25 protein-coding genes are annotated in these 26,941 nt (G+C 65.9%); 12 read left to right on the plus strand and 13 right to left on the minus strand.

The annotated features are described in order from the left end of the window. The first annotated feature begins 1 nt into the window (after nt 1). Together E5K04_RS04950 and E5K04_RS04955 are read left to right on the plus strand one after the other, a co-directional pair. Nucleotides 2–1,129 carry a glycosyltransferase family protein gene (locus tag E5K04_RS04950; protein WP_136551780.1) on the plus strand — a complete coding sequence of 376 codons (1,128 nt, stop codon included), beginning with the start codon at nt 2–4 and terminating at the stop codon, nt 1,127–1,129. 1 nt (nt 1,130) lies between these two features. Continuing rightward, nucleotides 1,131–2,660, plus strand: coding sequence for a lipopolysaccharide biosynthesis protein (locus E5K04_RS04955; RefSeq protein ID WP_136551781.1), 1,530 nt, complete (start codon nt 1,131–1,133; stop codon nt 2,658–2,660). A 23-nt stretch (nt 2,661–2,683) separates the two neighbouring features. Here E5K04_RS04955 and E5K04_RS04960 read toward each other — a convergent pair whose 3' ends face one another. After that, nucleotides 2,684–3,838, minus strand: a complete 1,155-nt coding sequence (locus E5K04_RS04960; RefSeq protein WP_136551782.1) for a hypothetical protein — start codon at nt 3,836–3,838, stop codon at nt 2,684–2,686. Between the two features lie 386 nt (nt 3,839–4,224). Here E5K04_RS04960 and E5K04_RS04965 point away from each other — a divergent pair, with 386 nt between their 5' ends. The 4 genes from E5K04_RS04965 to rpoS all read left to right on the plus strand — a co-directional run bounded on the left by E5K04_RS04965 (nt 4,225) and on the right by rpoS (nt 9,615). Next, the gene (locus E5K04_RS04965) at nt 4,225–5,505 is read left to right on the plus strand and encodes a nucleotide sugar dehydrogenase (RefSeq protein ID WP_136551783.1); all 1,281 of its coding nucleotides are present in this window, start codon (nt 4,225–4,227) and stop codon (nt 5,503–5,505) included. 60 nt (nt 5,506–5,565) lie between these two features. Next, a complete protein-coding gene (asnB, locus tag E5K04_RS04970) occupies nt 5,566–7,542 on the plus strand; it encodes an asparagine synthase (glutamine-hydrolyzing) (RefSeq protein WP_136551784.1) in 1,977 nt (658 codons plus the stop codon). 28 nt (nt 7,543–7,570) lie between these two features. After that, entirely contained in the window at nt 7,571–8,437 is an 867-nt protein-coding gene (locus E5K04_RS04975; protein ID WP_136551785.1) for an EpsD family peptidyl-prolyl cis-trans isomerase, read from the plus strand. Between the two features lie 224 nt (nt 8,438–8,661). Then, on the plus strand, nt 8,662–9,615 hold the full coding sequence (gene rpoS / locus E5K04_RS04980) for an RNA polymerase sigma factor RpoS (protein ID WP_136551786.1): 954 nt from the start codon (nt 8,662–8,664) through the stop codon (nt 9,613–9,615). A gap of 54 nt (nt 9,616–9,669) precedes the next feature. Here the strand turns inward: rpoS and E5K04_RS04985 are convergent, their stop codons facing one another. The 4 genes from E5K04_RS04985 to msrP all read right to left on the minus strand — a co-directional run bounded on the left by E5K04_RS04985 (nt 9,670) and on the right by msrP (nt 14,054). Beyond that, nucleotides 9,670–11,685, minus strand: coding sequence for a DUF454 family protein (locus E5K04_RS04985; RefSeq protein WP_205700297.1), 2,016 nt, complete (start codon nt 11,683–11,685; stop codon nt 9,670–9,672). Nucleotides 11,686–11,688: 3 nt separating this feature from the next. Next, on the minus strand, nt 11,689–12,474 hold the full coding sequence (locus E5K04_RS04990) for an enoyl-CoA hydratase/isomerase family protein (RefSeq protein ID WP_136551787.1): 786 nt from the start codon (nt 12,472–12,474) through the stop codon (nt 11,689–11,691). Between the two features lie 72 nt (nt 12,475–12,546). Then, entirely contained in the window at nt 12,547–13,128 is a 582-nt protein-coding gene (locus E5K04_RS04995) for a protein-methionine-sulfoxide reductase heme-binding subunit MsrQ (RefSeq protein ID WP_136551788.1), read from the minus strand. Next, on the minus strand, nt 13,125–14,054 hold the full coding sequence (gene msrP, locus E5K04_RS05000) for a protein-methionine-sulfoxide reductase catalytic subunit MsrP (RefSeq protein WP_136551789.1): 930 nt from the start codon (nt 14,052–14,054) through the stop codon (nt 13,125–13,127). Before msrP ends, E5K04_RS04995 begins: the two co-directional genes overlap by 4 nt. Before the next feature lie 71 nt (nt 14,055–14,125). On the opposite strand from msrP, the gene E5K04_RS05005 reads away from it, so the two are divergent. Further along, a complete protein-coding gene (locus E5K04_RS05005) occupies nt 14,126–14,731 on the plus strand; it encodes a 3'-5' exonuclease (protein WP_136551790.1) in 606 nt (201 codons plus the stop codon). 2 nt (nt 14,732–14,733) lie between these two features. Here the strand turns inward: E5K04_RS05005 and E5K04_RS05010 are convergent, their stop codons facing one another. Further along, complete coding sequence (locus E5K04_RS05010) at nt 14,734–15,369, minus strand: NrsF family protein (protein WP_136551791.1); 636 nt, start codon at nt 15,367–15,369, stop codon at nt 14,734–14,736. Next, nucleotides 15,366–15,908, minus strand: coding sequence for a sigma-70 family RNA polymerase sigma factor (locus tag E5K04_RS05015; protein WP_136551792.1), 543 nt, complete (start codon nt 15,906–15,908; stop codon nt 15,366–15,368). The genes E5K04_RS05010 and E5K04_RS05015 overlap by 4 nt, the downstream gene beginning before the upstream one ends. Nucleotides 15,909–16,066: 158 nt before the next feature. Between E5K04_RS05015 and E5K04_RS05020 the strand changes: the two genes are divergently transcribed. From E5K04_RS05020 to E5K04_RS05040, 5 genes are all read left to right on the plus strand, one after another. Continuing rightward, nucleotides 16,067–16,333 (plus strand): BufA1 family periplasmic bufferin-type metallophore, encoded by a 267-nt coding sequence (locus E5K04_RS05020; protein ID WP_136551793.1) that lies wholly within the window; start codon nt 16,067–16,069, stop codon nt 16,331–16,333. A 100-nt stretch (nt 16,334–16,433) separates the two neighbouring features. Further along, on the plus strand, nt 16,434–17,201 hold the full coding sequence (locus E5K04_RS05025; protein WP_136551794.1) for an SDR family NAD(P)-dependent oxidoreductase: 768 nt from the start codon (nt 16,434–16,436) through the stop codon (nt 17,199–17,201). An 18-nt stretch (nt 17,202–17,219) separates the two neighbouring features. Next, nucleotides 17,220–18,047 (plus strand): MNIO family bufferin maturase, encoded by an 828-nt coding sequence (gene bufB / locus E5K04_RS05030; protein ID WP_136551795.1) that lies wholly within the window; start codon nt 17,220–17,222, stop codon nt 18,045–18,047. Beyond that, a complete protein-coding gene (locus E5K04_RS05035; protein ID WP_136551796.1) occupies nt 18,044–18,760 on the plus strand; it encodes an HvfC/BufC N-terminal domain-containing protein in 717 nt (238 codons plus the stop codon). Before bufB ends, E5K04_RS05035 begins: the two co-directional genes overlap by 4 nt. Nucleotides 18,761–18,772: 12 nt before the next feature. Next, nucleotides 18,773–19,213, plus strand: a complete 441-nt coding sequence (locus E5K04_RS05040; protein WP_136551797.1) for a DoxX family protein — start codon at nt 18,773–18,775, stop codon at nt 19,211–19,213. 7 nt (nt 19,214–19,220) lie between these two features. On the opposite strand, the gene E5K04_RS05045 is transcribed toward E5K04_RS05040, so the two are convergent. The 6 genes from E5K04_RS05045 to lgt form a co-directional block, all read right to left on the minus strand. Further along, nucleotides 19,221–20,315, minus strand: a complete 1,095-nt coding sequence (locus E5K04_RS05045; protein WP_168929161.1) for a GGDEF domain-containing protein — start codon at nt 20,313–20,315, stop codon at nt 19,221–19,223. A 184-nt stretch (nt 20,316–20,499) separates the two neighbouring features. Next, nucleotides 20,500–22,287 carry a sulfatase-like hydrolase/transferase gene (locus E5K04_RS05050; RefSeq protein ID WP_136551799.1) on the minus strand — a complete coding sequence of 596 codons (1,788 nt, stop codon included), beginning with the start codon at nt 22,285–22,287 and terminating at the stop codon, nt 20,500–20,502. A gap of 437 nt (nt 22,288–22,724) precedes the next feature. After that, nucleotides 22,725–24,233 carry a phosphonate ABC transporter, permease protein PhnE gene (phnE, locus tag E5K04_RS05055; RefSeq protein ID WP_235844271.1) on the minus strand — a complete coding sequence of 503 codons (1,509 nt, stop codon included), beginning with the start codon at nt 24,231–24,233 and terminating at the stop codon, nt 22,725–22,727. 56 nt (nt 24,234–24,289) lie between these two features. After that, on the minus strand, nt 24,290–25,084 hold the full coding sequence (locus tag E5K04_RS05060) for a phosphonate ABC transporter ATP-binding protein (protein ID WP_136551801.1): 795 nt from the start codon (nt 25,082–25,084) through the stop codon (nt 24,290–24,292). Nucleotides 25,085–25,093: 9 nt separating this feature from the next. Continuing rightward, nucleotides 25,094–25,939, minus strand: coding sequence for a putative selenate ABC transporter substrate-binding protein (locus E5K04_RS05065; RefSeq protein ID WP_136551802.1), 846 nt, complete (start codon nt 25,937–25,939; stop codon nt 25,094–25,096). Between the two features lie 140 nt (nt 25,940–26,079). Next, the gene (gene lgt / locus E5K04_RS05070) at nt 26,080–26,931 is read right to left on the minus strand and encodes a prolipoprotein diacylglyceryl transferase (RefSeq protein ID WP_136551803.1); all 852 of its coding nucleotides are present in this window, start codon (nt 26,929–26,931) and stop codon (nt 26,080–26,082) included. Nucleotides 26,932–26,941: the final 10 nt, after the last annotated feature.

Here is a 26,941-nt window from a genome sequence, read left to right on the forward strand (position 1 = left end):
CATGATCAAGGTACTGGCGATCTACCCGGCGTTCGACTGGCGACTGAACGAGATGGCGATGGTCTGGCAACTGCTGTGCCAGAGCGGGCAGGTGAAGTGCTCTGTATTTGCGTCCCGTAAGGATCGCTTAAAGGGGCATGTCGCTGCGCTTGACCACGAAAGCAGTGAAAACCTGGAAGTGTTCAGGCTGGACGCTTCGCTGGTCTCACAGGAATCTATAGACAAGATGATCGCGGTGGCCGAACAGGAGAGGCCGGACCTGATCTTTTGTGCGACTTCGCCGATCCTGGATGCCGCACAGCAAATCAGGCAGCGGCTCTCCGTGCCCGTCTTGGTGCATGACGAGTTTTTGTCAGATCGACATCTGGCGTTACCGCGTCGCCAGTACCTCGGTATCGAGGCCTTGCGTCCTTTTGCGGTTCAGCGGCGTGCCCGGCGTCTACTCATGGAAATTGACGCGATGGTGTGCTCGAACCCCAAAGAGTTTGACTGTAATTCAAGGCACCCTTTGGGCGAGAAGGTGTTCTACCTGCCGTGGCCGCATCCGGCCGTTACTTCCGGAATGCCTGTCGCTGAACGCGACCCGGAACTCGGCATCTACATCGGTTCAATCAGCAAGCCAAAGGGTGCGGCAAACCTGAAGCGTCACGTCAGTGCCTTGCTGGCGGGCGACCCGCACATCCGGGTACGGATCATTGGCCCCGCGACGGACAGGCAAGGCGAGGATGCCCTACGCGCCTTGCGGGAGGGATGGCCGGACCGGGTCAGCTACCTGAAGTCCTGCTCGCGCAGCGAAGCCATGCAGCAGCTTGCCTCGGCCAGTTTTGTTTTTTCTGCCGGTGTCTCCAGCAACTGGGGCTTGATCGGCGACGCGTGGAATGCCGGAACGCCTGTGCTCTCGCCCAACGCGCACTACGACCTTGACGACGGAGAAAACTGCCTGGTCTGCCGCGAGGCGCAAGACTTTGTCGCGGCAGTCAGGCGTCTGCGCGACGACGGGTCTTTGTGGCGCAAGCTTTCACAGGGGGGCAGCAGGACAGTACGGGAGTTGCATAGCGTGCAGGGCGTTGCCGAGTGTTTGCTGGCGGGCTTGTACGCCACGCTGGGGAAGGGTGCGCGAGCGCAATAGAATGCCCCAGTTCTATTCGGCGGACGTCCTCAAGCGGAATGCCTGGCACTTTGTCGGCGGCAAACTGCTTTCCGCGGTGCTCACCTTCCTGCTGCTGATGGTGATGGTGCGTGCGCTGAGCCTGCCCGAGTATGGGGCGTACGTCGCCATGATCGCGTCAATGGAACTGATGTTGACCCTCGCTGACATGGGCATGCACGGCGCCGGCTATCGCTACCTGCCCGAGTTCGTGCTGCATGCACCTGACCGTGCCCTGAGGCGCTTCCTGCGCCGACAGATCAGCGTGTACGCGGGAAGCATCGTGCTGGTTTCCTCGTTGACGCTAGTCTTCCTTGGCTGGGTGGTCGAGTGGCTGGCGTTGAGCGAGTACAGTCAGGTATTTGTCTGGCTACCGTTCTTGATGCTGGTGGAGGGCGTGGGCAGGCTGATCCGTGACCAGACCTTCAGCGTCTGCATGCGGCAAAACGATACTAGGAAAGTCCTGCTGATCAAACTGCTCATCCAACTCGCCGGTCTGATCTTTCTATGGATGCAGGGACGGGTTTCTTTGCAGCAAGTCATCTGGCTTGAAATTCTGGCGTCGTCGCTGGCGCTCGCGTGGTCCTTGTTTTGCCTGCGCCACTTCCTGCGCCATCGCGCTGCCACGCCAGTGCCAGGCTGGCGTGAGCCAGGTTGGGACAGTATGTGGCGAGCTGGCTTCAACTTGTATCTTGCCACGCTCGTGACTCAAGCGAGCGGTGTGACGCTGTTGACTGTCCTGTTGCAAAAGACCATGGGGCCGGAGGCGGCCGGTGTGTTTGGTTTCGTTAAGAACCTGGTCGAAATGGTCGCCCGTTACCTGCCAGCGACACTGTTTTTTTCCATCCTGCAACCGAAGTTGGTGGCGAGCGGACTGGAATCTAAGTCTGGGCTTTCGGCAATGGTCAACATGGCTGGCAAGGTCAATTTGTTCGTGCTGCTGCCTTTGCTCGTGGTATTTCTGGTCGCCGGCGAGCCGATTGTCTTCTACTTGTCCGGAGGGGAGGTCAAGGGGACAGGACTCTTGTCGTTCGGTTTGATGCTGTTCTTGTTGCCATACTCGCAACGCTTGCTACTGGAGACCGTTGCGATGGTCAACGACGAGAGTCGGCTGTGTTTTTACGCGTCGTGTCTGACACCCTTGGGGCTTGCTGTATTCTGGCTGGGGGGAGAACTGGCGCTGGGTATCTGGTCGACCGTGGCAGCGATCCTGTTTTCGGCTTATGTTTTTGTCGGTGCGTTGATATTCATGTTGACGCTCAGGCAGCATTTTCTCCTTGACGCCCAAGGGTTTCTGCGCATGCTGGCGTCCGCCGTGGCCGCCTATTTCGTGGCACTCCCGTTCGCAGGGGCTGCTGTTTGGCAGCTTGTGCTGACTGGGCTCGCCGCGGCTGCCGGGTTCACCCTGTCCTGTCTGATCTGCAGGGCTTTCAGTGATGAAGAACTTGCCCTTTTTAACGGAGTGGCCGGGCGCCACGTTTTTCGCCTGCGCGAAAAGCCGGGTGGCCGCTGACCCCCCGGCTTTGGACTGAAGTATTACGAAAGGTCGACCAGACGCGCGGTCCGGAAGTAGATGAAACGGTCGTACGACAGCGGGCGGGTGTTCGTGTACAGATACATCCCCATCGACCAGTTGTACGGACTGGTCGCACCAGCCTGCACGGTTGGCATCTGTTGGTCGAAGAGCACCAGCCCGTTGACCGTGATCTTCAGGAAGCCACGGCCGCCCTGCGCTACCGTGCGCTCATCGAGGTAGGTCTCGATCCGTACGTCCTGTTCGGCGTTCGGGTCGAGGTTACCGATCTGTGTGAGACGCTTGCCACCTTGCGACGGGTCGATACGCGCGTCAAAGTGCAGTTGAATCCTGTTCGGGTTGTTCGGGTCAGTGTCAACCACCATTCCCAACGCGGGACCGAAGCCGATGGTCTTGAGTTGCCAGATGGTTCCCGGTGACTCACCCGCCGGTGCCATATGCCACGGTTGGCCGAGGCGACGCCCCCCCAAGCGGAACTTCATCTGCCATTCATAGTGTTTGCGGGTCGAAATCCGAAACGCGTTGACCTGTGTACGCAGCTTTTCCTCTACGATGCCGTCGCCCGCCACCACGCCGATCGCGGTGAAATCGCCGTCCTTGAACACGCGATCCTTGACGCCCTCGTTGGTCAGACTGTGCCCCATCACATTTTGGGCCGACTGGGTCTGTGGGTTCCATACGTTGATGGTGATAATGTCCGAACGGCCAATTTCCGGGTTGAAGAAAGGGACGCTGCCGCCGAAGTCATGCGTGATTTTGCTCGCACCCAAATCGACCAGTACCTGATTGTCGCCGATAGTCGCCCAGTAAGGTGCGTAGGCGATGAACGTATTGCCCGTCATCGGCGGTAACGTTTCCGGCGGCGTAACTTCCTCGCCTCCGCTGCCCGAATTTCCATTGCCGCCCGCATCCGGATAGGTGCCTCCGTTGTCAGGGTTACTGCCTCCCGTGTCGGGGTTGCTCCCACCGGCGTCGGGATTACTACCACCGGTGTCTGGGTTGCTACCACCCGTGTCGGGGTTGCTCGTGGTGGGAGGGGTAACATTCCCGCTGTCATTCGGGCCGGACGACCCGGCTGCGCCACCGCCACCACAGGCGGTCACAGCGAACGATAACAACATTACCAGCAATAAATTCTTAGACTGCATCCACATCATTCCTGCGCCCGGGCATGACGACCCGCTGCGCACAAGTAGCTAGAAGGCAGGCACTATCGCGTATGTTTTCGTAGGTGTAAACCATTGAAATGCTTTGATTTTATTTATATTTTTGTTGTTAATCGCTGTGAGGCGAGCGGGCGGCCTTGCCGGGCATAGGTTCATGACATAGGGTTTTACGGAGGGCTGGATCAACAAAACCCATAACGGGTTGTTACTGGTTGAGGTAAACCCGGAGTGGTTGGTGTGTGGTGCGTTGGTGCTGCACGGCTATGCGCAATGGGTTTTCCGCCGTCCGCCGGGCAGACAAGCAAACGGGCTGATTTCTCCCGGTGTCTGGCTTGATCCGGGCGCCGCAATCACTGGCATGGATTTGAGGGGGAGCGATGGAAACGGTCGCCGTAGTCGGTTTGGGATATGTTGGCTTGCCTCTGGTGGTCGCCTTCGGGCAGACGAGGCGCACCATCGGCTTTGATGTGCTGCCCGACAAGGTCATGAGTTGCCAGGCCGGGCAGGACCCGTCCAGAGAGTTATCCGACGAGGAAATGGCCTCGGCAGGGCTTGCCGAATATACGTCTGACCCGGCCATGCTCGCCGAGGCCGACTTCATCATCGTCGCGGTGCCGACTCCGGTGGACGCCGCCCGCATTCCCGACTTGAACCCGTTGCTCTTGGCGAGCAGGACGGTCGGGCGGCACATGAAGCCAGGCTGTGTCGTGATTTACGAGTCGACTGTTTATCCGGGCGCGACCGAGGAAGTCTGCATTCCCGAGCTTGAAAAGACGTCAGGCTTGAGCTGGTTGCAGGATTTCCATGTCGGTTATTCGCCGGAGCGGATCAATCCGGGCGACAAGGATCACCGCCTGCACAATGTGATCAAGGTTGTGTCGGGTGATGACGGGGCGACTCTGGACAGGGTGGCTGCCTTGTACGAATCGATCGTAGAGCCGGGGGTTCACCGTTGCAGTTCGATCAAGACGGCCGAGGCGTGCAAGGTGATCGAGAACACGCAACGGGACCTGAATATCGCCTTCATGAACGAGTTGTCGATCATTTTCGGCCGGATCGGCATTGATACGGCTGAAGTGCTGCGTGCCGCAGGCACCAAGTGGAATTTCCTGCGCTTCAGCCCCGGTCTGGTCGGCGGGCACTGTATCGGGGTGGATCCCTATTACCTGACGCACAAGGCGGAAATGCTCGGCTACCACCCGCAGATCATTCTCGCCGGCCGTCGTATCAATGACGGCATGGGCAAATATATCGTGGAGCAATCGGTCAAGCGGCTGATCGCGGCAGGTTTCCCTGTGAAGGGTGCGCGAGCGTTGGTGCTGGGTGCGACTTTCAAGGAAAACTGTTCGGACATCCGCAATTCCAAGGTGTTCGACATCGTCAGCGAGCTTGAAAGTTACGGTGTTGACGTGAAGGTGGTCGATCCCTTGGCCGACCCGCATGAGGTGGCCCGCGAGTACGGCGTGGAAACCTGCCGGTGGTCGGACGTACCGCAAGCCCAGCTGCTGGTAGCCGCGGTGGCGCACCGGGAGTTTCTCTCCATGGGGGCGGCGGACTTTTCCCAGAAACTGGTACCTGGCGGGGTTTTTGTCGACGTCAAATCCGTATTTGACCCAGCCACGCTCGGCGACGCCGGTTTTTCCGTGTGGCGCTTGTAAGGCGATGTGACCGGCTCATTTTTTTGCTCCCCCTACGCGTGATGGGAGTCTGGAGGGCGTATGTGTGGAATTGTCGGCTTCACCCAGCCTGAGTGTCTGCACCCTGACAACTCGGCGGTCATTCAGGCCATGACCAAAGCGCTGGATCACCGAGGCCCGGACGATTCCGGCGTATGGATGGATGCCGATGCAGGGGTTGCCCTCGGCCACGCCCGGCTGTCCATCCTGGATTTGTCACCCGCCGGGCACCAGCCCATGGTTTCGGCCGGAGGGCGCTACGTCATCGTCTTCAACGGTGAAATTTACAACCACCTCGAACTGAGGGCGCGGCTGGCGGGCTCCGCCTATGCCTGGCGCGGCCATTCCGATACCGAGACGCTGCTCGCGTGTTTTGAAGCTTGGGGCGTGGAGGACACGCTGCGCGAATGCGTCGGCATGTTTGCGCTGGCGCTATGGGACCGGCAGACACGTTCCCTGGTTCTCGCAAGGGACCGCTTCGGCGAGAAGCCCCTCTACTACGGTTGGAACGGGCGGCGGTTCTTTTTTGCGTCTGAGCTGAAGGCCATCGAAGCGCACCCGTCGTTTTCGGCGCCGGTCAACCGAGACGCCTTGGCCCTGATGATGCGCTTCGGGCATGTGCCGGCGCCCTTCTCGATCTATCAGGGGATTTCAAAACTGGGATCGGGCTGTTCGTTGACCATTCCGTATGCCTGTACGTCCGACGACGCCCGTTCGATCCAGCCGGTCCCCTACTGGTCGCTCGAGGCGGTCAGCGAGTCCGGCCGGCGTGCGCCCTTTACCGGGACGGACGAACAGGCGATCGACTTGCTCGCGCAGACCCTGTCCGAGGCGGTGCGGGGCCAGCAACTGGCGGATGTCCCGGTCGGCGCCTTCTTGTCGGGCGGCATCGATTCGTCGCTGGTGGTGGCGCTGATGCAGTCTCAGAGCAGCCAGCCGGTCAGGACGTTCACCATCGGTTTTGACGAGGCCGCGTTCGACGAAGCCGCTCACGCCCGAGCGATCGCTGTTCACCTGGGCACCCAGCACACCGAATTCAGGGTCAAGCCCGAAGACGCATTGCGGCTGATCCCAGCGCTGCCGCAGATCTACGACGAGCCTTTTGCGGACCCCTCCCAGATCCCGACCTATCTGGTCGCCAAACTTGCCCGTGCGCAAGTCACCGTTGCGCTCTCCGGGGATGGCGGAGACGAACTGTTTGCCGGTTACAACCGTTACCCGTGGGCACAGAAAGTGAACCGGCGTTTGCAGTGGTTGCCTGGCCCGATGCGAGGGCTGGTCTCCAGCGGGATGGTGGGCGTGCCTGTCGGGGGCTGGGATGCCATGAACAAGTGGCTCTCTCCCTTGCTGCCGGCATCCATGAGGATGGTCCATCTGGGGGACAAGATGCACAAGCTTGCCGACGCATTGGAGGCACGCTCGTCCGCCGAACTCTATCGGGGCGTGATGTCCTTGTGGAAGTCGCCCGGCCAACTGGTGTTGGGCAGCCGGGAGCCCCCGGTGCTGATCGACGCGGAGCACGCAACGCTGTCGGGCTTGTCGTTCGCCGAGTGGATGATGCTGGTCGACGCCCAGGCTTCGCTGCAGGACGACATGCTGGTCAAGGTTGATCGTGCTGCCATGGCGGTCAGCTTGGAGACGCGGGTCCCCCTGCTGGATCTCCGTGTGGCGGCGCTTGCGTGGCGCCTGCCGATGTCGATGAAGATCCGTGACGGCAAGGGCAAGTGGATCTTGCGGCAACTTTTGTACCGGCATGTGCCGCAAGCGCTGGTCGACCGGCCCAAGCAGGGTTTCAGCGTGCCGGTGGGCGAGTGGCTGAAGGGGCCGCTACGTGAATGGGCAGAGGGCTTGCTGGACGAGCGCAGGCTGCGTGCCGAAGGCTATTTCGACGCCGGGCGGGTCCGTGCGGCCTGGCTTGAACACCTGAGCGGCCGCCGGCACTGGCCGCTGCAATTATGGTGCGTGCTGATGTTCCAGTCCTGGTTGTCTTGCCGCGCCGGCAGCGTTCATACCGATTGAACCTAATTGTGATGGAAACGGATGATCGATGATGAAGTTCCGATTGAAAGAGGGGGTGCTGGTCTTGTCGGTGGCGCTGGCGCTGGCAGCTTGCGGCGAGAAAAAGGCACCGGCCTCGCAAGTCGCCGCCCGGGTTGGCGAGACGGAGCTGACCGTCCACCAGCTCAACGCGGCAATGCCGACCCTGTCAGCGGGGCTGGCGGGCGAGGGCGAGGAGGTGCAGAAGTCGGTGCTCAAGCGCATGGTCGAACGGGAGTTGCTGGTGCAGCGCGCGCTGTCCGACAAGCTCGACCAGGACCCGAAAATCATGCTCGCGCTCGACAGTGCCCGGCAGGACATCCTGGCCAAGGCGTGGCTGGATACGCAGGTCGCGCAGTTGGCCCGGCCGACACCCGAGCAGGTGGCCCGCTACTACGCGGACAATCCGGCGCTGTTTTCCCAGCGCAAGTTGTACCAGTTGCAGAAACTGACGCTGGAAAACCGCAAGGGCGTGGCCGAGGAGGTGGACCGCCTGCTGGCCGGCGGGGGGAGCCTGCAGTCGCTCGCGCAGTGGGCATCGGAGCGCAAGCTGCCGTTCAACGCGGAGGCCGGCACCGTCGCTGCCGAGCAGGTGCCGCTGGGGGTGCTGGAGAAGCTGGCCGCCCTCGCGCCCGGGCAGTCGCTGACCCTGGCCGAGGGAGACAGGGTGGTCGTCTTGCGGGTAGCCGGTGTCGAACAGGCGCCGCGCACGGAGGCACAGGCGGCCGGCGAGATCGAGCAGTTCCTGCTCTCGCGCGAGCGGCAGCAACAGGTTTCCCGCTTGCTGGCGCAACTGAAAAAGGACTCTCCGGTCGAATACACGCTGTTCCCGGACCTCGGCGGTGCCCAGGCGTCGGCGCCCGCTGCAACCCGCTGAGCGGTGTGGCTGTTGGATGGCGACAACAACGAGGGCGGGTTCGGAGTGGGTTAGGCCTTGAATATGAAGTGGTTTTTCAGAGGCATGTTACTGTTGGCATGGCTTGAATGAACATTTCTGTCTTTGTGGTTAATTTAGTTGATGAGGATGGTTTTAGATGGATATGATCTGATCCATCTGCCGGGTAGGGCAGGTCGCTTACATCACAACAAGGGGGAGAAGCGATGCAAGACGAATTCGATCTGGACGAGGTACAGGAACTCGAAGAAGAAGTCATCGAAGAGGCCGCCGAGGAGGGCAAGCCGGCCGAAGAGGCGACTACGCGCAAGGAGGCAGGCGAGCTTTACCTGTCCGAGGACGTCACGCAGATCTACCTGACCGAGATTGGCGGCAGCGCCTTGCTCAAGCCGCATGAAGAGCTCGAGCTCGCGCGCAAGGTGGTGGCCGGCGACTTCGAGGCGCGCCAGAAGATGATCCGCCATAACCTGCGGCTGGTCGTCAATATCGCCAAGCACTACCACAACCGCGGCCTGCCGCTGCTCGACCTGGTCGAGGAGGGCAACTTGGGCCTGATGCATGCGCTGGAGAAGTTCGACCCCGAGCGCGGCTTCCGCTTCTCGACCTACGCGACCTGGTGGATCCGCCAGAGCATCGAGCGCGCGATCATGAACCAGTCGCGCACCATCCGCCTGCCGGTGCATGTGGTGAAGGAGCTCAACGTTTGCCTGCGTGCGTCGCGCAGGCTGGAGGCGAAGCTCGGCCGCGAGGTGAGCGCGGAGGAAGTGGCCGCCGAAGTCGGCCGACCGCTGGAAGAGGTGACCCGCCTGTTGGGCTTGAACGAGCGGGTGACCTCGCTCGACGCGCCGCTCGATATCGACCCACAACTGACGGTCGGCGAGTCTATCCCCGACGAGCAGCACGAGGACGCCGACGTCAGCCTGCACGGCCAGCGCGTCGAGCGTTACGTGCAGGACTGGCTCGCCCAGCTGCCCGAAAAGCAGCGGATGGTGATCCAGCGCCGCTACGGGCTGGACGGCGGCGAGGCGGCGACGCTGGAAGAACTCGCGCAGGAACTCGCGCTGACCCGTGAGCGGGTGCGGCAGATCCAGCTCGAGGGGCTGGACCGGCTGCGCCGTTTCCTGCGCCAGCACGGCATCGAGAAAGAGATGCTGTTCTGAGCCTGCAGGGGCAAAGCTGACCGACGACGGCCGCGCTTGCGCGGCCGTCTGCTTTTACGCGGTCCGCAGCCGCATCACACGCACCGCCACCACGGCGAGCACCGGTAGCAGTACGCCCAGCAGGAGGGTTGCGACCAGCAGCGGGGTCAGCGCCGTGTAGTCGGCGGCGGTCAGCAACTTGCCTGCGCCGTCACGCACTTCGCGGCTGAGCACGTAGTGGCGGTTGAGCGCCTTGGTCAGCAGGTCGGACGCCGACAGCGCAAGGTTGGTGAACGACGCCATCACCGCGAAATAGGTCGCCTTGAGGTTGGGTGGCGCGCTGGCGGCGATCCACGCGAGCATCGGGATCATCGCGATCTGGCCGAACGGCCCGGACAACGCGGTGTCGACCAGCGCAATAAAGCGCGCGTCGACCACCCCACCGGTTACCTCACGCGTCCACTCGTGCAGCCCCACGCTCATGGCGAGCGTCGGCAGCGACAGCAGCGCCTGCGCCACGGTCAGCGTCAGCACGATGCGTACCATGCCGTGCCGCCCCATGAAGCTGCGCAGCGCGAACATGCCGGCGAGCGTGAGCACCCCGGTGATCAGCGAGAGCAGCGCGAAGAACTGCGCGTCAAAGCCGAGCACGTCGATGCTCCACCAGGTCACCCCGGCGCCGGGTGACGGCGCCGCGCGAAACGCGAACACCACCAGCGCGGTGCCCCACAGCGTCGCGCGCGTCGCCCTGTCCTGCTCGCGGGTGAGCCGCGTCATCAGCCAGGCGAGGATGGCGAGCGAACCGCCGAACACGATCTCCTGCGCGTAGGCGAGCCCCGACTGCCCCATCGCTAGCGTAAATGCGGCAAACAGCGCGCTGCCCGCCAGCAGCGGCCAGTTCGGCCGCGTGCTGCCGGGCAAGTCGCCCGAGAGCGCACGGGCGTCGGCCAGCGACAGGCCTGCCTTGAAGGCCCGCGCCCGTGTGCGCCGCTTGAGGTGGGCGCCGAACAATACCCCCGACACCGAAACCAGCGGGATTGCCAGCGCACCCAGATAAACGTCGCGGTAGAGCGCGGCGCGCTCGATGGCGGGCAGCGCGTCGGCGCCGTCGAAGATCCACATATTGGCGAGCGCGACCAGTACGGTGCCGCCGATCAGCGCGACGCGACCGAGCGTCTGTACGGTCGCGTGCATCGCGTGCGTCTCGCTTTCGCTGCGCGCGCTGCCGTCCGAGTGCAAGTGCGGCACCGCCTCGACGGTCATCGCGTCGGCGACCGCGTCCTGCAGCACGTAGCCGGTCGGCGCGAGCAGGCTGGCGAGCACGTACCAGCGCGCGGGCGTCATGATCCCTGCCATGTACGCGGGCTCGCCCAACAAGAGCGCCATGATGAGGAGGCTTGCGCCGACCAGCAGCGCGCCCAGGTAAACCAGCAGGGCCTTGTAGCGCCACATGAGGTCGGTCAGATGACCGATCGGCATCTTCAAGGACCACGGCACCAGCGTCCAGAAGCCCAGCGCGGCGAGGAATTCGGCAGAGAGCCCCAGTTGCTCCTTGACGAAGAAGGTGCCGACGATGCCGGTGATCCCCTGCAGGCCGGCGGCGAGGTAAACCAGCAAGGGCGGCAGGTAGGCGGGCCGGAAGTCGCGCGCGAGCGACAGCACGGGCGAGGCGAGCGCGGCGAGCCAGGCAGGCGGCTGGGCGCGCGGCGCGTCCGCGCGCACCGGCACCCGCCACAAGAACCACAAAATGCACGCCAGCAAAGCCAGCAGCATCAGCCGGTGGCCTGTGGCGGGTACCAGCGCGATCGATAGCGTGAACGAGGCGAGAGTCAGCGTGATCGCCCACGGCTTGACGCCGGGCGGCATTGCGCGGTGGGTGTGCCACTCGGTGAGGATGGGGCCGGTCAGCCGGTTTTCGTGCAGGAAGCGGTGCGCCCGGCGCGAGCTGCGCGCGTAGCAGAACGCGGCGAGCAGCACGAAGGGCGTGGTCGGCAACAGCGGCAGGAAAATGCCCAACACGCCGGCGATAAGCGCGAGCGTGCCAGCCAGCGCGAAGAGCGCGCGCATCAGCGCGTTGCCGGCCGCACGCACGCCTTAGCCGCCGCGAAAGTCGGGTGTGCGCTTCTCGACGAAGGCGCGCACGCCCTCGCGGCCGTCATTGGTCTGGCTCTGCGCGATGATGGTGCGCGCTTCCAGCGCCAGTTGCGCTTCCAGCGGGTTGGCGAGCGTCTCCAGCAGCAGCGACTTGACCTTGCCGTACGCGCCGGTCGGCCCGCGGGCGATGCGCTCGGCGAGGCTGCGTGCGCTCTCTTCCAGCGCCTCGGGGGCGACCACCTGGTTGACGAGACCCCAGTCGAGCGCCTCGGCGGCATTCAAGGTGCGCCCGGTCAGGTAGAGCTCCATCGCGCGGCGCTGGCCGACCAGCCGCGGCAACAGCCAGCTCGAGCCGCCGTCCGGCGTGTAGCCGATCTGCGTGTACGCGGTGGTGAAGCGCGCGCTGTCGGCGGCGATGGCGAGGTCTGAGAGCGCGACCAGGCTCAGGCCGACGCCGGCGGCCACGCCGTTGACCGCGGCGATCACCGGCGCGTCCAGCCGCATCAGGCGGGCGACGGCGATATTCAGCGGGTCGGTCATCTCCTGCAGCAAGGTGCCGACGCGGTCGGACTCGCGCACGAAGGTGGACACGTCGCCGCCGGCGCAGAACGCCTTGTTGCCGCTGCCGGTGATCAGCACCGCGCGCACGTCGCGGCGCTGGGCGAGTTCGGCGGCGATCGCGGAGAGCTCGAGGATGCCGCTGGTGTCCAGCGCGTTGAAGGCGGCGGGCCTGTCCAGCGTCAGCGACGCGACGCCGGCGGACACCTCGAATCGGATCATGCTCATGGTTTTTCCTTTTATGGTTTGCCCCGCAGCGAGCATATCCGAAAGGCGCCCTCAGTGCATGCCGCTGTCACGTCAAGGCGTGCCCGCCCGCCGCCGCCAGCGCCAGACCCGCCACGCCAGAAGCAAGGCGGCGAGCAAGGCGAACAGCGCAGGCTCGCGGTAGTCTGACTTGGTCAGCCACAGGTAGTGCAGGCAGCCAAGCGCCACCGCCGGGTAGATCAGGCGGTGCAGGCGTGCCCAGGTACGACCCAGCCGTTTCATCCAGTATTTGCTCGAGGTGACGGCCAGCGGCAGCAACAGCAGCCACGCGGCGAAGCCGGCGACGATATACGGGCTGCCGATGAGGTCGTCCAGCACGACGGACGGCGTCGGCGCGACCTGCGCGACGTAGACGGACAGGTGGGCGCTCGCGTACGCGAAGGCGGTGAGCCCCAGCGTGCGGCGAAACGGCAGCAGGGCCGGCGCGTGAAGGGCGGCCACCAGCGGCGACACGGTAAGGGTCGCCAGCAGCCACGCCAGCGCCCACCAGCCGCTTTGCCGGGTCAGGTAGTCGGCCGGGTCGGCGACGCCCGCCCGCACCTCGACAACCGTGATCAGCGCCGGCAACGCGGCGAGCGCTATCAGCAGCGCCTGCCAGACACGCCTCGCGCTCATATCCAGCGCTTGAGGTCGAGGCCGCTGTACATCGAGGCAACCTCTCTGGCGTAGCCGTTGAATGGCAGCGTCGGGCGGCGGCCGAACTCGCCGATGCGCCGCTCGTTGGCCTGGCTCCAGCGCGGGTGGTCGACCGCCGGGTTCACGTTGGCGAAGAAACCGTACTCGCGCGGGTTGACGCTCTGCCAGGTCGTCGTCGGTTGGTGCTCGACGAGGTTGATGGCGACGATGCTCTTGATGCTCTTGAAGCCGTACTTCCACGGCACCACCAGCCGGATCGGCGCGCCGTTCTGCGCGGGCAGGGTCTGCCCGTACAGGCCCACTGCGAGCAGGGTCAGCGGGTGCATCGCCTCGTCGATACGCAAGCCCTCGCGGTAGGGCCAGGGCAACAGGCCGGTGCGCTGGCCGGGCATCTGCGACGGGCGCTCCAGTGTGACGAATTGCACGAAGCGGCCCTTCGAGGTTGGCTGTGCCTGCTTCAGGAGCGCGGACAATTCAAAGCCGACCCAGGGGATCACCATGCTCCAGCCCTCGACGCAGCGCAGCCGGTAGACGCGCTCTTGCAGCGGCGCGACGCGGAACAGCGCGTCGTAGTCGAGGGTCAGCGGCTTTTGCACGTGGCCGCCAACGGTCAGCGTCCACGGGCGGACCACCAGAGATCCCGCGTATTTGGCGGGGTCTTCCTTGCCGCTGCCGAACTCGTAGAAGTTGTTGTAGCGGGTGATCTCGTCGAAGGTGCTCGGCTTTTCGCTGGCCTGGAAGGGGCCGGGGCTGGCCTTGAGCGGCGCGGCAAGCGCCGGCGGCAGCCACAGGGAAAGCGCGCCGGCGGCCGCGCCGCGCAGTACGTCGCGCCGGCTGCGCCACAGCGCCTCGGGAGTGATCTCGGACGGCGCGGGCGCCGTCCTGTCGGTCAGCCTGATCAGCATGCGGAGTCCTTTGCCTTTTGCCGCGCATCGCGGCATCCTAGCCGGCTTTCCTGCCACCGGTACGTTTCAACATGGGCCGCATCGCCGTCATCGACTTCGAAACCAACGGCCTGTCGCCGTCCACCGCCTGCCGCGCGACCGAGATCGCGGCGGTGCTGGTCGAGGAGGGCCGCATCGTCGGCCACTACCAGAGCCTGATGAACGCCGGCGTGTTTGTGCCGCGCGACATCGAGCGGCTGACCGGCATCAGCAACGCCATGCTGCGCGAGGCGCCGCCGGCGGCGCGGGTGATGCGCGAGGTGGCGGACTTTGTCGGCGACACGCCGCTTGTCGCGCACAATGCGGCGTTCGACCGCAAGTTCTGGGACCACGAACTGTCGCTGGTCGGCGCCGCCCGCCGCCAGGACTTCGCCTGTTCGCTGCTGCTCGCGCGCCGCCTGCTGCCCGAGGCACCCGACCACAAGCTGGGCACGCTGGGCCGCTGGCTCGGCCTGCCCGTCAGCGGCCGCGCCCACCGCGCGCTGGCCGACAGCGAGATGACCGCGCACCTGCTGATTCGCCTGCAGGCGCTGCTGGCCCAACGCCACGGCATTAAGCGGACCGACCACGCCTTGCTGTGCGCGCTGCAGAAGGTACCCGCCGCGCGCGTGACCGACTGGCTTGCGAGCGTGCGCTGACGCTACCACGCGAGCACCCGCGGGCCGAGCCAGGCGCCGGAAAGTGCGCACAGCACGATCCCCAGTACATACCACAGCGCGGCAAACGGCAGCGCCAGCTCCGGGCAGTGCACCGAGTACGCGAGCGCGGCGAGACAGCCGGAGGCCAACCCGGCGAGCGCGCCGGCCAAGGCAAGCCGGGTCGGCGCCATCGTGCGCAGCACCGTAAGCATCAATGCCAGCGACGGCAGCGCAAGCAGCAGGATGCTCGCCGCGCAGGCCTGCCAGCTGTCGCCCAGCAGCAGCGCGGCGCGCGTGCCCTCGGGCGCGGACATCAGCTGCTGCGCGGCAGCCAGCCACAGGACGGCAAGCGGTAGCGTGAGCGGCCACAGGCGCGCACGGGCGGCTGGCCGCGCGCAGGCAGCCAGCGGCGGCAGTACGGCAGCCAGCAGCGCGAGCGCGAACAGCGGCCTCGCCCAGAAGCTGGCGTGGCTTGCGTCGGCCGCGAGGTCGGGGTTGGCCCCGAACAGCGCGAGCGTCCCCGCGAGGGCGAGGGCCAGTCCTGCCGCCAGCGCGGGTGAGACGCGCGCGAGTGGCCGCGCCGGGGCAACGCCGCCTTCGCGGGCGGCGAGCAGGGTGATCAGCTCGTCGGTCTTCATTTCTCTCTCCTTATCAGCGCTGCGAGCGCCTTCAGCCCGCGGTGGATGCCGACCTTGACCGCCGACTCGCTCATGCCGGTTTCAGCCGCAGCCTCGCTGACCGAAAGCCCGGCGAGCTTGACCAGCCGGATCGGCTCGCGCTGTTTCTCGGGCAGGGCTGCGAGCAGCCTTGAGAGGTCGTGCGCGGTGTTTTCCTCTTCGGGCTGCGCGGCGGCCAGCTCGAAATGTTCGTCGTCAAGCGGCAAGTGCGGCGCGCGCCTGCCGTGGCGTCGCCAGTAGTCGACCAGTTTGTAGCGCGCGATGGCGAACAGCCAGGGCCCCAGCGGCTGACCGGGCAGGTGGCTCGCGCGCTGGTTGTGCAGCGCGAGCAGGATCTCTTGAAGTACGTCCTCCACCTCGTCCGGCGTCTGCGCCATCCGCCGGCGCAGCCAGGCGCGCAACACCTGCGCCGCCAGCTGCAAAAAGCGCCGGTACGCCGCGGCGTCGCCGCCGAGCGCAGCTGCAAACAGCGCGCTCAGCGCCTCTTCCTTGTCGTGCATAGTCCCCCTTGTGATGGTGGATTCGTGGCCCAGCCCGTGCAGGTTACAGCCGGCACGAAATAATTTTCCCCCACTGTAACCGCCGGGCGGTGCGGTGCGAATTGGCAAGCTGTCGCGGGCATTCTGCCTGTGGCTTCACGCATACAAAGGAGTACACCATGAACAAGACAACGACACTGACCCTGGCCGCTGCGCTGGCGGCGATGGCAAGCGGCGCGGCACTGGCGAGCGAGCCAGCCAAGGAGAAATGCTACGGCGTGTCCGAAGCCGGCAAGAACGACTGCAAGGCCGGCGCCGGCACCAGCTGCGCAGGTTCCGCCAAGGCCGACTATCAGGGCAATGCGTGGAAATACGTCGCCAAGGGCACTTGCACGACGATCAAGACGCCCAAGGGTATGGGCACGCTGACGCCGACCGCCAATTGATCGCCGGACCCGGGCCAGCGTGCCACACGGCAACGCCTGGCCCGGGCCTGATCTGCGATAGAGTCGGGTTATCTGCAAGTCATAAGGGGCGGTGTGGGCGATGCTGGACTTACTGGATTTCGGCGGCAAGGTGGTGCTGGTCACCGGCGGCACCTCGGGGATAGGCAAGGCGACCGCGCAGCTGTTCAAAAGCCTGGGCGCGACCGTGTACGTGACCGGTCGGCGCGCTGAGGCCGGCGCAGCGCTCGAGGCCGAGGGCATCCGCTTCTTGTCGGCAGACCACCAGGTGGCCGACGACTGCGAACGGGTGGTCGAGCGCGTCGTCCGGCAGGCCGGAAGGCTGGACGTACTGTTCAATAACGCCGGCTGGATTTTCCTCGCCGACGCCGAACACTCGTCCGAGGCCGACTGGCAGAAAATCCTCGACATCAACGTCGTCGGCGCGTGGCGCATGGCCCGCGCGGTCATCCCCGTGATGCGCGCGCAAGGTGGCGGGGCGATCGTCAACAACGCGTCCGACTGGGGCTTGAAAGGCGGGCGCGGCGCGGTCGCCTATTGCAGCAGCAAGGGCGCGCTGGTGCAGATGAGCAAGGCGATGGCGCTCGACCTGGGGCCCGACCAGATCCGCGTCAACGCGGTGTGCCCGGGCGACACCGTCGTCGAGTGGTGGACGAACGGCCAGTACGAAGGGATGGCGTCGGTGACGCCGGCGGCCGAGGCCGAAGCGCGCGCTAGGGACTGGGTGCCGCTCGGGCGGCTGGGGCGCGGCGAGGACGTGGCGCGCGCGGTGGTCTTTCTGGCCAGCGACATGGCCGCCTACATCACCGGCGTCGCCTTGCCGGTGGACGGCGGCAACAGCGCGCAATAGCGCGAAAAGAGGGCAGCGATGAGACTGGGCGCAGGGCTGGGCATCAAGCCGCAGCATTTCGACGACGCGCTTGCCGCGCGTGAGACGGGGCTGTGGTACGAGGTGCACCCGGAAAACTATCTGGCTGCGGGCGGGCCGCGCCGCGCGTGGCTGCGCCGCCTGCGCGAGGCGCACCCCTTGTCGCTGCACGGGGTGTCGCTGTCGCTGGCAGGTCCTGACGCGCCGGACGCCGCGCACCTCTCGCAACTGGCCGCACTGGTGTTCGAACTTGCGCCTGCGCTGGTGTCCGAGCATCTGGCGTGGTCAAGGCTTGACGGCGTCTACCTGCCCGACTTGCTGCCCGCCGTGCGCACGCGGCAGTTGCTCGCGTCGGTGTGCGCGAATATCGGCCGCGTACAGGACGCGCTGGGCCGTGCGATCGCGATCGAACACCCCGCGCATTACCTTGCCCTGCCGCACGAGATGGACGAGGCCGAGTTCCTCAACGAGATGGCGCGGGTCAGCGGCTGCCGGCTGCTTATCGACGTCAATAACGTGTACGTCGGCGCGCGTAACCTCGGCTACGACGCGGAGGCGTGGCTAGCCGCCATCGACGCGGATGCGGTCGCCGAAATCCACCTGGCCGGCCACAGCGCCGACCCGCTGCTGGGGGACGCCTTGCTGGTCGACTCGCACGACTGCGCAGTCGCCGAGCCGGTGTGGGCGCTCTACCGACGGCTGATCGCACGCATCGGCGCGCGCCCGACGCTGATCGAGCGCGACGGCAAAGTGCCCGGCTTCGCCGAATTGCAGGCCGAGCGCGCGCGCGCGCAAGCAGTGCTGGACGGGGCGGAGGTTTGCGTATGAACAGCTTCGACTACGCGGGTTTTGCGGCCGCGCTATGGGGCAGGGGCGACGCCGGCGGCCTGGTCGCCCAGCCGGGTTTCGCCGTCTACCGCAATACGGTGATCTCAGGCTGTGTCGACGCACTGATCGCCAACCACCCCTCGCTCGTCACGCTGATGGGCGAAGCGTGGCTTGCCGGCTGCGCGCGCGACTACGTGCGTGCCTACCCGCCGCAAGACGCGTATTTGGTGCGTTACGGCGCCGGGTTCGCCGCCTTTGCGTCAGGGATGCCCGGCGCTGAGGCGTGGCCGTGGCTCGGGCAAGTCGGCGCGCTCGACTACGGCTGGCTCGAATGCCACCTTGCAGCCGACGCAGACCCGGTGCCCGCCGCTTCGCTTGCCGCGCTTGCCGCGGATACGGCGCTCGCGCCGCATCCGGCGGCGCGCTGGGTGTGGAGCGGGCAATGGCCGCTGTGGCAGTTGTGGTCGAGCGCGCGATCTGGCTGCCCGCCGGAAAACCTGCAGTGGCAAGGCGAGGGGGTGTTGCTCAGCCGCCCCGCCGGCGAGGTGCTGGCCTGTCCGGTGCCGCAGGAGGCGTGTGTGTTCTTGGACGCGCTCGCGGCTGGGCAGGCGCTGGACGGCGCGGTCGACGCGGTGTGCGCGGCGGTCGCGTCGCCCGATTTTTCAGGCTTGATGCAGCAACTCGCCGGCGCCGGCGCGCTGGTGCCACGCTAGGAGGGTTGTTCGATGTCCACTTCACGCTTCGCGCTCTACAGCAGCGCCGCCGGGCGCGTGGCGCAGCTCGTCCGACCGCTGGTGCCGCTGGCGGCACGTCTTGGCATCGCCGCGACCTTCTTCCTATCCGGACGCACTAAGGTCGACGGCTTGCTTGCCGTCAACGACGGCGCGGTGATGCTGTTCCGCGAAGAGTACCGGCTGCCCGTGCTCGACCCCGTGCTCGCCGCGCATCTGGCCGCTTACGCCGAACACCTGTTTCCGCTCTTGCTGGTGCTGGGGCTGTTCACCCGGCTCTCGGCGCTGGCCCTGCTCGCGATGACGGCGGTGATCCAGCTGTTCGTCTACCCGGACGCGTGGCCGGTCCACCTCGTGTGGGCCGCCAGCCTGCTCTACCTGATCGCCGAAGGGGCCGGGCGGCTGTCGCTCGACCGCCCGCTCGGGATACGCTGACGCGTCCTCAAACTGCCGGCACAGTGGAGGCAACCACGCGGTTGCGCCCGCCGCGCTTGGCTTGGTAAAGCCGGGTGTCGGCGCGCGCGAGCAGGTCTTCCAGCTGCGTGTCTGTGTCGCGCAGGGTCGCGACGCCGACGCTGGTCTGCCAGTGCAGCAAGGCGTCGGCGTTGAGCGCGAGCTGGCCGTCCGCGATCGCCAAGCGCAGCCGCTCGGCCAGTTGCAGCGCGGCGGCGCGGTCGGTCTCGGGCAGCAGCACGGCGATCTCCTCGCCGCCCACGCGGGCGAGCACGTCGCTTGCGCGCAGCCCCCGCTGCAGGGTGTCGACGCTCTGGCAGATCACCCGGTCGCCGGTGGCGTGGCCGTAGCGGTCGTTGATCGACTTGAAGTGGTCAAGGTCGAACAGCAGCAGCGACAGCGGGCGCTGGTGGCGTTTGGCGCGGTTGATTTCGGTCTCGGCGATGTCGCGGAAGTAGCGGCGGTTGTACGCGCCAGTCATCGGGTCGCGCGTCGCGTCCTCGTGCAGCCTGCGCTCGAGCAGGAACTGGCGCTGGCGGGCGCGGATGCCGTGCAGCGCGAGGAAGACGGTGAAGGCGAACACGATGGCGAGGCTCGCGTTCAGGCTGGCGAGCGCGAGCGGGTCAGGCGGCTGCCACCACAGCGCAAGCTGGGTCGATACCACGCAGTTGGCCAGCGCGAACAACATGGGCGGCAGCGTGGGCGTGAACAGCGCGCCCAGCATCGGCACCATGAAGAGCGCGGTATGGTTGAGCAGGAGGCCGTTGGGCAACAGCGCGTAGATCGCGGCGAGGCTGACGATCATCACGTTCATGAACAGGTAGGCCGACCAGTAAAGTTCGCGCGCGCCGGGGCGCGCGTGCGTGCGCATCAGCAGCGCCAGGCCCAGCGCCAGCGGCAGGCAGCGGATTGCGATGGTCTGCTGCGCGACATCGTGCGGCGCGACAAGCCAGTCGCGCACGCCGAACACGAGCAGGGTGACCATCGCCAGCCGGATGCACTGGATGTACGCGCGCGCGGCGTTGTGCATGCCGGCGGCGAGATAGGCCGGCATCAGTGCCGGCGGAATCGTCGTGCGGAACATCGTGAAGCCCCTCGTCCTGTGGTGGCCGCGCGTGGGCGGCCCAGCCTGTCTTTGGGCAGGCCTGTGTGGGGACTGTAAGGCAAAATCACGCACAATGCCATTGTGCTTACGATCGGGGCGGCTTCGACGGCGGTCATCCAACCTGGCAAGGTTGGCCGTCGTTGCAAGGACCCGCCGAGGGGTTTTATAGATCCAGCCGATCGATGCTCCAGTCGATACGGTCAACCTCCGGCATTTCACGGCCATCGTCGACACCTATTTCCGATTTGATTGCGGATTCCAGTTTTTGATTCATCGCCAGAAGGAGTGCCGCATTGGCGGTCGGTCCTGTCGCCAGGTTGGTGACTTCGGAAGGGTCTGTCTTGAGGTCGAACAGTTCGACATCGTTCCAGCGAAATAGCTCGTCCAGGTTGGCCGGCCGGTTCCGGTCGACCGGTGCGAAGTAGCGGGTAAACTTGTGTCTGCCATCAAAGACCGTACGCAAGCTGCCGCGTTTTTTCAGGTCCGGACGGTAGCCCGTGGCCTGAATGGCAGTCTTGGGGTCCTTCCCGGCAGCCTTTGCTTCGGAAACCAGTCGGGTCATTTCGCTGTCGTTGGTGGAAATTCCGCTGTAGGTGAAGAGGATATTTTCCCTGATGGCGTGCAGCCCTGCATTTTGCGGTGAGTTAAACAGTGGGGACAGGTCCTTGCCTGGCAGCTTCCGTCCAGCAAATTCGGCCGCCTGTGTTTCCGTGACGCCGCACAGTGAGAGCAGTGTCGGGGCAAGGTCGATATGCCCGGTCAACGCCTTGCAATGCTGCCCCCCATTCACATCCGGGTGGGAAACCAGCAGGGGAAGGTGAATGGCTTCCTGATACGCAAATGGCCCCTTGCCACGCAGGCCGTGGGCGCCGCCCATCTCTCCGTGATCGGCAGTAAAGACGACAATGGTGTTGTCAGTGAGGTTCAGCGCGTCCAGTTCGCCCAGAAGCTTTAATAGTTGCGTATCCACGGCCTGTAGCGAGTTGAAGTAAAAGTCGTTGAACCGCTGCCAACGCTCTTCCTCCATGGGGATCGCGCCCAAGGTATAGCCCCATGCTTTATTGAACTCCGCGTGCGCGGCAGGCCGGCCTGCCGCATCAAGCGGCTGTCCGAGTGTGGCAGGGAGTTTCGTCTGCCACTTCTTTGCGTACATGGCGTGCTGCGGGGCACGCGTTGCGTGCATGAGGAGTCGGCCGTTGTCCTGCACGGGCTCTCCCGGCCGATCCGTGTTGAAATACATGATGTCGTGAGGGTTGACCAGACTTACAACCATCGCCCAGGGTGTGCCGTCGGCGTTGAGTTGTTGCCCTTTCTCGCGCATCCACGAAACCGCGCTGTCGGCGATCATATGATCGTGCTTGTATCCGCCCAGCGAATGCACGAGTACATCCCCAGGCCATGCAAAGTCGGAAAATCCGTACGCGTCCATTTCCTTGTCAAACAAACGCGTCGGCGTGCCCGTGTCAAAATCCTTGTTGAGGTGCCATTTTCCCTTGTATGTGGTGTAGTAACCAGCCTTGCGCAACATGTGCCCGATGGTGGGCACTTGCGTGGACAGTGGCTTTACATAGGGCATGTCGGTGTTTTCGAACATCCGGTTGTCGGGTGTCTGCAGCCCGGTCAACATGACTGCACGCGAACTGGTGCACATCACCGCGGGGCAGTAGTGATTGTGGAAGGTCACTCCCTGACGCATCAGTTTCTCGTGGCCCGGACGTGCAAAACCAATCGGCAAGTTGTCCAGATACCGTTCCTGATCGGTGAAGACAAACAGTACGTTCGGCCTTCGGTTACGGCTGTTGAACTTAGCCGAGGAGACCTGCGCCCCTGTGCTGGGGGCTGTCTGGGCGGCTTGGGCGATCCCCGGTAATTGGGACAAGGCAAGGCCTCCGCCGAGTGCCATGAACTCTCTGCGGGAAATTGCGAGAGGCTGTTGTTTGCTGTCGTTCATGGCTGACCTCTGTTCCGGGGTAAAGGCATCTGCTCAAGCTAGCTCACGACATATGGCTGTCAACTGGCAACGATTCAGGCATTTTCTGCAACCGGGACAAGTAGTGGGTGAGGTCCGCTTTGGCGCTTATTGCTTGTCAGCGCCGCACTCGATGGCGCTGCTTGCGCGTGGTTGGGTCGCGGCCGCAGTTGGGCAGATTGGCAAGGGGCGGCAACGATATCGAGGAGTAACGATGCAGAAACGGATGCCATGGATTTCTGCTTGGCTTGATCGCGAGCGCGAGGATCGGGGGTTCACGCAAATGGGGGGGCGACGCGGGCCGCCCCAGGCGTTGTGAATGAGCAAGGCATCGTGCTGCAGTGCCCCGCCACAGTGTGGCGGGGAGGGGCAGGGGAGGCGCCGGCCAGCCGGTCGGCGCGGCTTTGGCAATGCAGCGTCTAGCCCAACTGTGCGCGCAGGCGGGCGCTGGCCGTCTCGGCCAGCCACGAGAGCATGACCATCGCGACGATCAGCGTCGCCGCGGTCGGCATCTGGAACAAAGACAGCGCGAAGAACAGCGCGCCGCCGACGCCGCCGGCGCCGACGATGCCGAGCACCGACGCGCTGCGGATATTGTTCTCCCAGCGGTACAGGGTGTACGCGAGCCACTGCGGCAGCACTTGCGGCAGCACGCCGTAGGCGAAGGCCGTGGCGCGGCCGGCGCCGGCCACCGCGAGCGCTTGGCGGCATTCGGCCGGCGTGTTCTGCAGCGTCTCGGCGAACAGTCGGCCGAGCACGCCGGACGTATGCAGCGCGAGCGCGAGCACGCCGGCGGCCGGGCCCAGCCCCAGCGCGAGCACCGCGAGCATCGCCCAGACGAGGTCGGGGATGCCGCGCAAGAGTGCGAGCAGCGCGCGCGCGGCCAGTTGCAGCAGCACGCCGAGTTCGCCTGCGGCCGGCAGCGCCAGCGCCACGGCGACCAGCACCGCGAGCAGCGTGCCCAGCACCGACATCGCAAGCGTCTGCCACAGGGCCTCAGCGAGCGTCGCCCACAGCGAGGCGGATAGGTCCGGCGGCCAGAATTCGGCGGCAAAGCGCGCGAGCGCGTCTGCGTTGGCGACGCCGCCCTGCCACAGGGTGTCCAGCTGCCACAGGCTGGCGAGCACCGCCGAGGCGAAGGCCAGTGCCAGCGCCGTCGTGCCGCGCGGGGTGGCCAGTGCCTGGCGGGCGAGGCGGCTGGTGGCGTCGGCCGCGCCGACCAGCAGCAAGAAGGCGATCAGCAGCGTCGCCGTCTCGGCGCCGTTCATCATCTTGAGGCTGTTGTCGAGCAACAGCCCGAGCCCGCCGGCGCCGACCAGCCCCATCAGGGCGCTGGCGCGCACCGCGCACTCGAAGCGGTAGACGGTGTAGCTGACCAGTTCGGGCAAGGCGCCGGGCAGCACGCCGTAGGCCAGCCGCGCAAGGCGGCCGGCGCCGGCCGCGCCGAGCGCGCGTGCGTTCTCTGGCGGTTGCGATTCGAGGATTTCGGCGTACACCTTGCCCAGCATGCCGCCGTAGGCGACGCCCAGCGCAAGCACGGCGGGCAGCGTGCCCAGCCCGATCGCGCGCACGAAGAGCAGCGCCCACACCACTTCGGGTACCGCGCGCATCGCGACCAGCACCCCGCGCAACAGTGCGCCCGCCGCGGCGGCCAGCGGCTGCGCTCGGGTGTGGCTGAGCGCAGCCTCGCCCAGCGTGCGGCAGCCAAAGTAGGCGGCGGGCGCGCCGACCAGCATGGCCAGCGCAAGGCCGAGCGTCGCGCAGGCGAGCGTGGTGACGGTGGCGGCGGCCACTTCGGCAAGCAGCGTACTGCCCAAGGCCGGCGGCCAGAACTGGGCGGTGAAGCCGGCCAGCGACGCGAGCGTGGCCGGGTCCGTCAGCAAGGCCGGGTTAAAGCCGGTCGCGCTGACGCACAGCAAAAGCAGCATGACAAGGCCGGCGCCTAGGCTTGCACGGCGCGCGAACAGGGGGTCTGGCACGGGGTTCAGCATCGGGCGGGCGTCAGTGCGGTAGCGGGCGAGGAGAGGGCCGGGCCGGCGGGGCTGTCGCCCTCGTAGAGCGCGGCAAGCCGGGCCTCGTCGACCTCGGACGCGGGCAGGTCGAAGGCAACGCGGCCGTCCCTGAGTGCGATGATGCGTGGAAAATGCGCGAGCGCGAGTTCGACCGAGTGCAGGCTCATCAGCAAGGTCGCGCCGCGCGCGCGCGCGTCCTCGCACAGCACGCGCACCGTCTGCGCGGCAAGGTAGGGGTCGAGCGCCGACACCGGCTCGTCGGCGAGCACGAGCTCGCCCGCCTGGTAGAGCGCGCGGGCGACGCCGACGCGCTGGCGCTCGCCGCCGGACAGTACATCGCTGCGCGCCCACAGCTTGTGCGCGAGTTCGACCCGCGCGAGCGTCCGCTCGATGGCGGAGCCGTCGCGCGGCAGCATGAGGCGCGCGAGCGCGGCGAGCGTGCCGGTCTGCCCCAGGCGGCCGGCGGCGACCGCGTGGATCACCCGCTGGCGCGCCGGCAAAGGCGGCGACTGCCACACGCAGGCGATGCGCGCGCGCAAGGCGCGGCGCGCGCGCGCGCCCAACTGCCACGGCGCTTCGCCCAGCAGCGACACCTGCCCGCCGTCAGGCGCCGCGAGCGTGGCGGCGAGCGAGATCAGCGAACTCTTGCCGGCGCCGGACGGGCCGATCAGCGCCGCCTGCTCGCCCTGGGCGAGCGTGAGACTGATCCCGTCAAGCAGGCGCCGTTTGCCCCGCGTGAGTGACGCCGCGGCGAGGGTCAGGCTCATCGCGCGCCCTTACTTCAAGAGGCCGGCTTCGCGGGCCGCCGCTTCGATGCCCGCGTAGTTGGCCGCCTTGGTCGGCACGAAGCGCGTCGCGCGCTGCAGTTCGAGGATGGCCTTGTGCTCGGGGCGCGCCGGGTCGAGCGCGAGGAAGGCGGTGCGGATGCGCTTTTGCAGCGCCGGCTGCAAGGACGCGCGCACCGTCCAGTTGTAGTCGTAGAAGGGCGGGGTGCTGCCGATCACCTTGACCTTGGCCGGGTCGACCTTGCCCGCCTCGTTGAGCTTGTCCCATACCGACGCGTTGAGCACGCCGGCGTCGACCTTGCCCGAGGCGACCCAGGCGACCGTCGCGTCGTGCGCGCCCGAGTAGCCGACCTGACGGAACGCGGTTTCCGGCTTGATGCCCTGTTTTTGCAGGAAGTAGCGCGGCATCAGGTGGCCGGACGTGCTGGAGACCGAGCCGAAGGCGAAGGTCTTGCCCTTGAGGTCTGCGACCTTGTTGATCTGGCTGTTGGTGCCGGCGATGTAGCGCGAGGTGAAGCGGGTGTCTTCCTCGCGCTGCACCAGCGGCACTACCTTGCCGCGGGTATTCGCCTGCACGAAGGTGAAGCCGCCCAGCCACGCGAGGTCGACCTGGTCGGCGGTCAGCGCGCTGACCACCGCCGCGTAGTCGGTGACCGGCACGAACTCGACCTTCATGCCCAGCTGGCCGGACAGGTATTCGCCCAGCGGCGCGAACTTGCGTTGCAGCTCGGTCGGCGACTCGTCCGGGATGGCGGTGACGCGCAGCACGCCGTCGGCGTGCACGGCAAAGGCGGCGGACGCGAATACGCCCGCCAGCAGGATTCTGGCTTTCATCATGTCTCAGGCTTTCGTGTGCGGACTAAAGGCCGCATGCAAACTGGCAGCGTGCGCTGCCATAAAAAAACCGGCGCGAGCCGGTCAGGCGGACTAAAGGCCGCCGGGGAACCGCCAGGCCCGGGAACGGGCCGGCCGCGATTCTAATTCAATTTGGGTTTCTGCGGCCACAGGAAGAGCAGCACGCCGACGGCGATCATCGGCAGGCTCAGCCACTGCCCCATGCTGATGGTGTACGACTGGCCGAAGATGCCGGCGTCCGGCGTGCGGAAGAATTCCGCGATGAAGCGGAACGCGCCGTAGCCGATCAGGAACACCGCCGAGACGCGGCCGGTCGCGCGCGGCTTGGCCGAATAGAGCCACAGGATCACGAACAGGGCGACGCCCTCGAGCGCGAACTGGTAGAGCTGCGACATGTGGCGGGGCAGGCCGCCGTAGGCAAGCCAGGTGTTCATGAGGTCGGGGTGGCGCTCGACCCAGGCGATGTCCTCGGCGCGTGCCTGCGGGAAGACCATCGCGCCCGGCGTGTTGGCGCTGGTGACCCGGCCCCACAGCTCGCCGTTGATGAAGTTGCCGATGCGCCCGGCGGCAAGGCCCGGCGGCACTAGGGGCGCGATGAAGTCGGTGATCTCCCAGAAACCGCGGCCGTGGCGGCGGGCGAACAGCGCCATGGCGACCAGCACGCCGATGAAGCCGCCGTGGAAGGACATGCCGCCCTTCCACACCATCAGGATCTCGGCCGGGTGCGCAAGGTAGTAGCCGGGCTGGTAGAACAGCACCTCACCCAGGCGGCCGCCGAGCACCACGCCGAGCACGCCGTACATCAGCAGGTCGTCGAGCATCTTGGCCGTCATGAAGGTATTGCCGCGGCGGATGCGCAGGTTGCCCAGCCAGATGAACAGCATGAAGCCGACCAGGTACATCAGGCCGTACCAGTGGATGGACAGCGGCCCCAGGTGGACGGCCACCGGGTCGAATTGCGGATGGATAAGCATTTGTCAGGAG

It is taken from the genome of Crenobacter intestini (assembly GCF_004919095.1).
In the GTDB taxonomy this organism is placed as follows: Bacteria; Pseudomonadota; Gammaproteobacteria; order Burkholderiales; family Chromobacteriaceae; genus Craterilacuibacter; species Craterilacuibacter intestini.

Coding starts and splice junctions, on each gene's coding strand:
- E5K04_RS05010 (WP_136551791.1), bottom strand. CDS start 15,369: ATGAAGACCGACGAGCTGATCACCCTGCTCGCCGCCCGCGAAGGCGGC.
- E5K04_RS05005 (WP_136551790.1), top strand. CDS start 14,126: ATGGGCCGCATCGCCGTCATCGACTTCGAAACCAACGGCCTGTCGCCG.
- E5K04_RS05025 (WP_136551794.1), top strand. CDS start 16,434: ATGCTGGACTTACTGGATTTCGGCGGCAAGGTGGTGCTGGTCACCGGC.
- E5K04_RS05060 (WP_136551801.1), bottom strand. CDS start 25,084: ATGAGCCTGACCCTCGCCGCGGCGTCACTCACGCGGGGCAAACGGCGC.
- E5K04_RS05050 (WP_136551799.1), bottom strand. CDS start 22,287: ATGAACGACAGCAAACAACAGCCTCTCGCAATTTCCCGCAGAGAGTTC.
- E5K04_RS05040 (WP_136551797.1), top strand. CDS start 18,773: ATGTCCACTTCACGCTTCGCGCTCTACAGCAGCGCCGCCGGGCGCGTG.
- E5K04_RS04955 (WP_136551781.1), top strand. CDS start 1,131: ATGCCCCAGTTCTATTCGGCGGACGTCCTCAAGCGGAATGCCTGGCAC.
- E5K04_RS05020 (WP_136551793.1), top strand. CDS start 16,067: ATGAACAAGACAACGACACTGACCCTGGCCGCTGCGCTGGCGGCGATG.
- rpoS (WP_136551786.1), top strand. CDS start 8,662: ATGCAAGACGAATTCGATCTGGACGAGGTACAGGAACTCGAAGAAGAA.
- E5K04_RS04960 (WP_136551782.1), bottom strand. CDS start 3,838: ATGATGTGGATGCAGTCTAAGAATTTATTGCTGGTAATGTTGTTATCG.
- phnE (WP_235844271.1), bottom strand. CDS start 24,233: ATGCTGCTTTTGCTGTGCGTCAGCGCGACCGGCTTTAACCCGGCCTTG.
- E5K04_RS05035 (WP_136551796.1), top strand. CDS start 18,044: ATGAACAGCTTCGACTACGCGGGTTTTGCGGCCGCGCTATGGGGCAGG.
- E5K04_RS04965 (WP_136551783.1), top strand. CDS start 4,225: ATGGAAACGGTCGCCGTAGTCGGTTTGGGATATGTTGGCTTGCCTCTG.
- lgt (WP_136551803.1), bottom strand. CDS start 26,931: ATGCTTATCCATCCGCAATTCGACCCGGTGGCCGTCCACCTGGGGCCG.
- asnB (WP_136551784.1), top strand. CDS start 5,566: ATGTGTGGAATTGTCGGCTTCACCCAGCCTGAGTGTCTGCACCCTGAC.
- bufB (WP_136551795.1), top strand. CDS start 17,220: ATGAGACTGGGCGCAGGGCTGGGCATCAAGCCGCAGCATTTCGACGAC.
- E5K04_RS04995 (WP_136551788.1), bottom strand. CDS start 13,128: ATGAGCGCGAGGCGTGTCTGGCAGGCGCTGCTGATAGCGCTCGCCGCG.
- E5K04_RS05065 (WP_136551802.1), bottom strand. CDS start 25,939: ATGATGAAAGCCAGAATCCTGCTGGCGGGCGTATTCGCGTCCGCCGCC.
- E5K04_RS04975 (WP_136551785.1), top strand. CDS start 7,571: ATGATGAAGTTCCGATTGAAAGAGGGGGTGCTGGTCTTGTCGGTGGCG.
- E5K04_RS05015 (WP_136551792.1), bottom strand. CDS start 15,908: ATGCACGACAAGGAAGAGGCGCTGAGCGCGCTGTTTGCAGCTGCGCTC.
- E5K04_RS04990 (WP_136551787.1), bottom strand. CDS start 12,474: ATGAGCATGATCCGATTCGAGGTGTCCGCCGGCGTCGCGTCGCTGACG.
- msrP (WP_136551789.1), bottom strand. CDS start 14,054: ATGCTGATCAGGCTGACCGACAGGACGGCGCCCGCGCCGTCCGAGATC.
- E5K04_RS04950 (WP_136551780.1), top strand. CDS start 2: ATGATCAAGGTACTGGCGATCTACCCGGCGTTCGACTGGCGACTGAAC.
- E5K04_RS05045 (WP_168929161.1), bottom strand. CDS start 20,315: ATGTTCCGCACGACGATTCCGCCGGCACTGATGCCGGCCTATCTCGCC.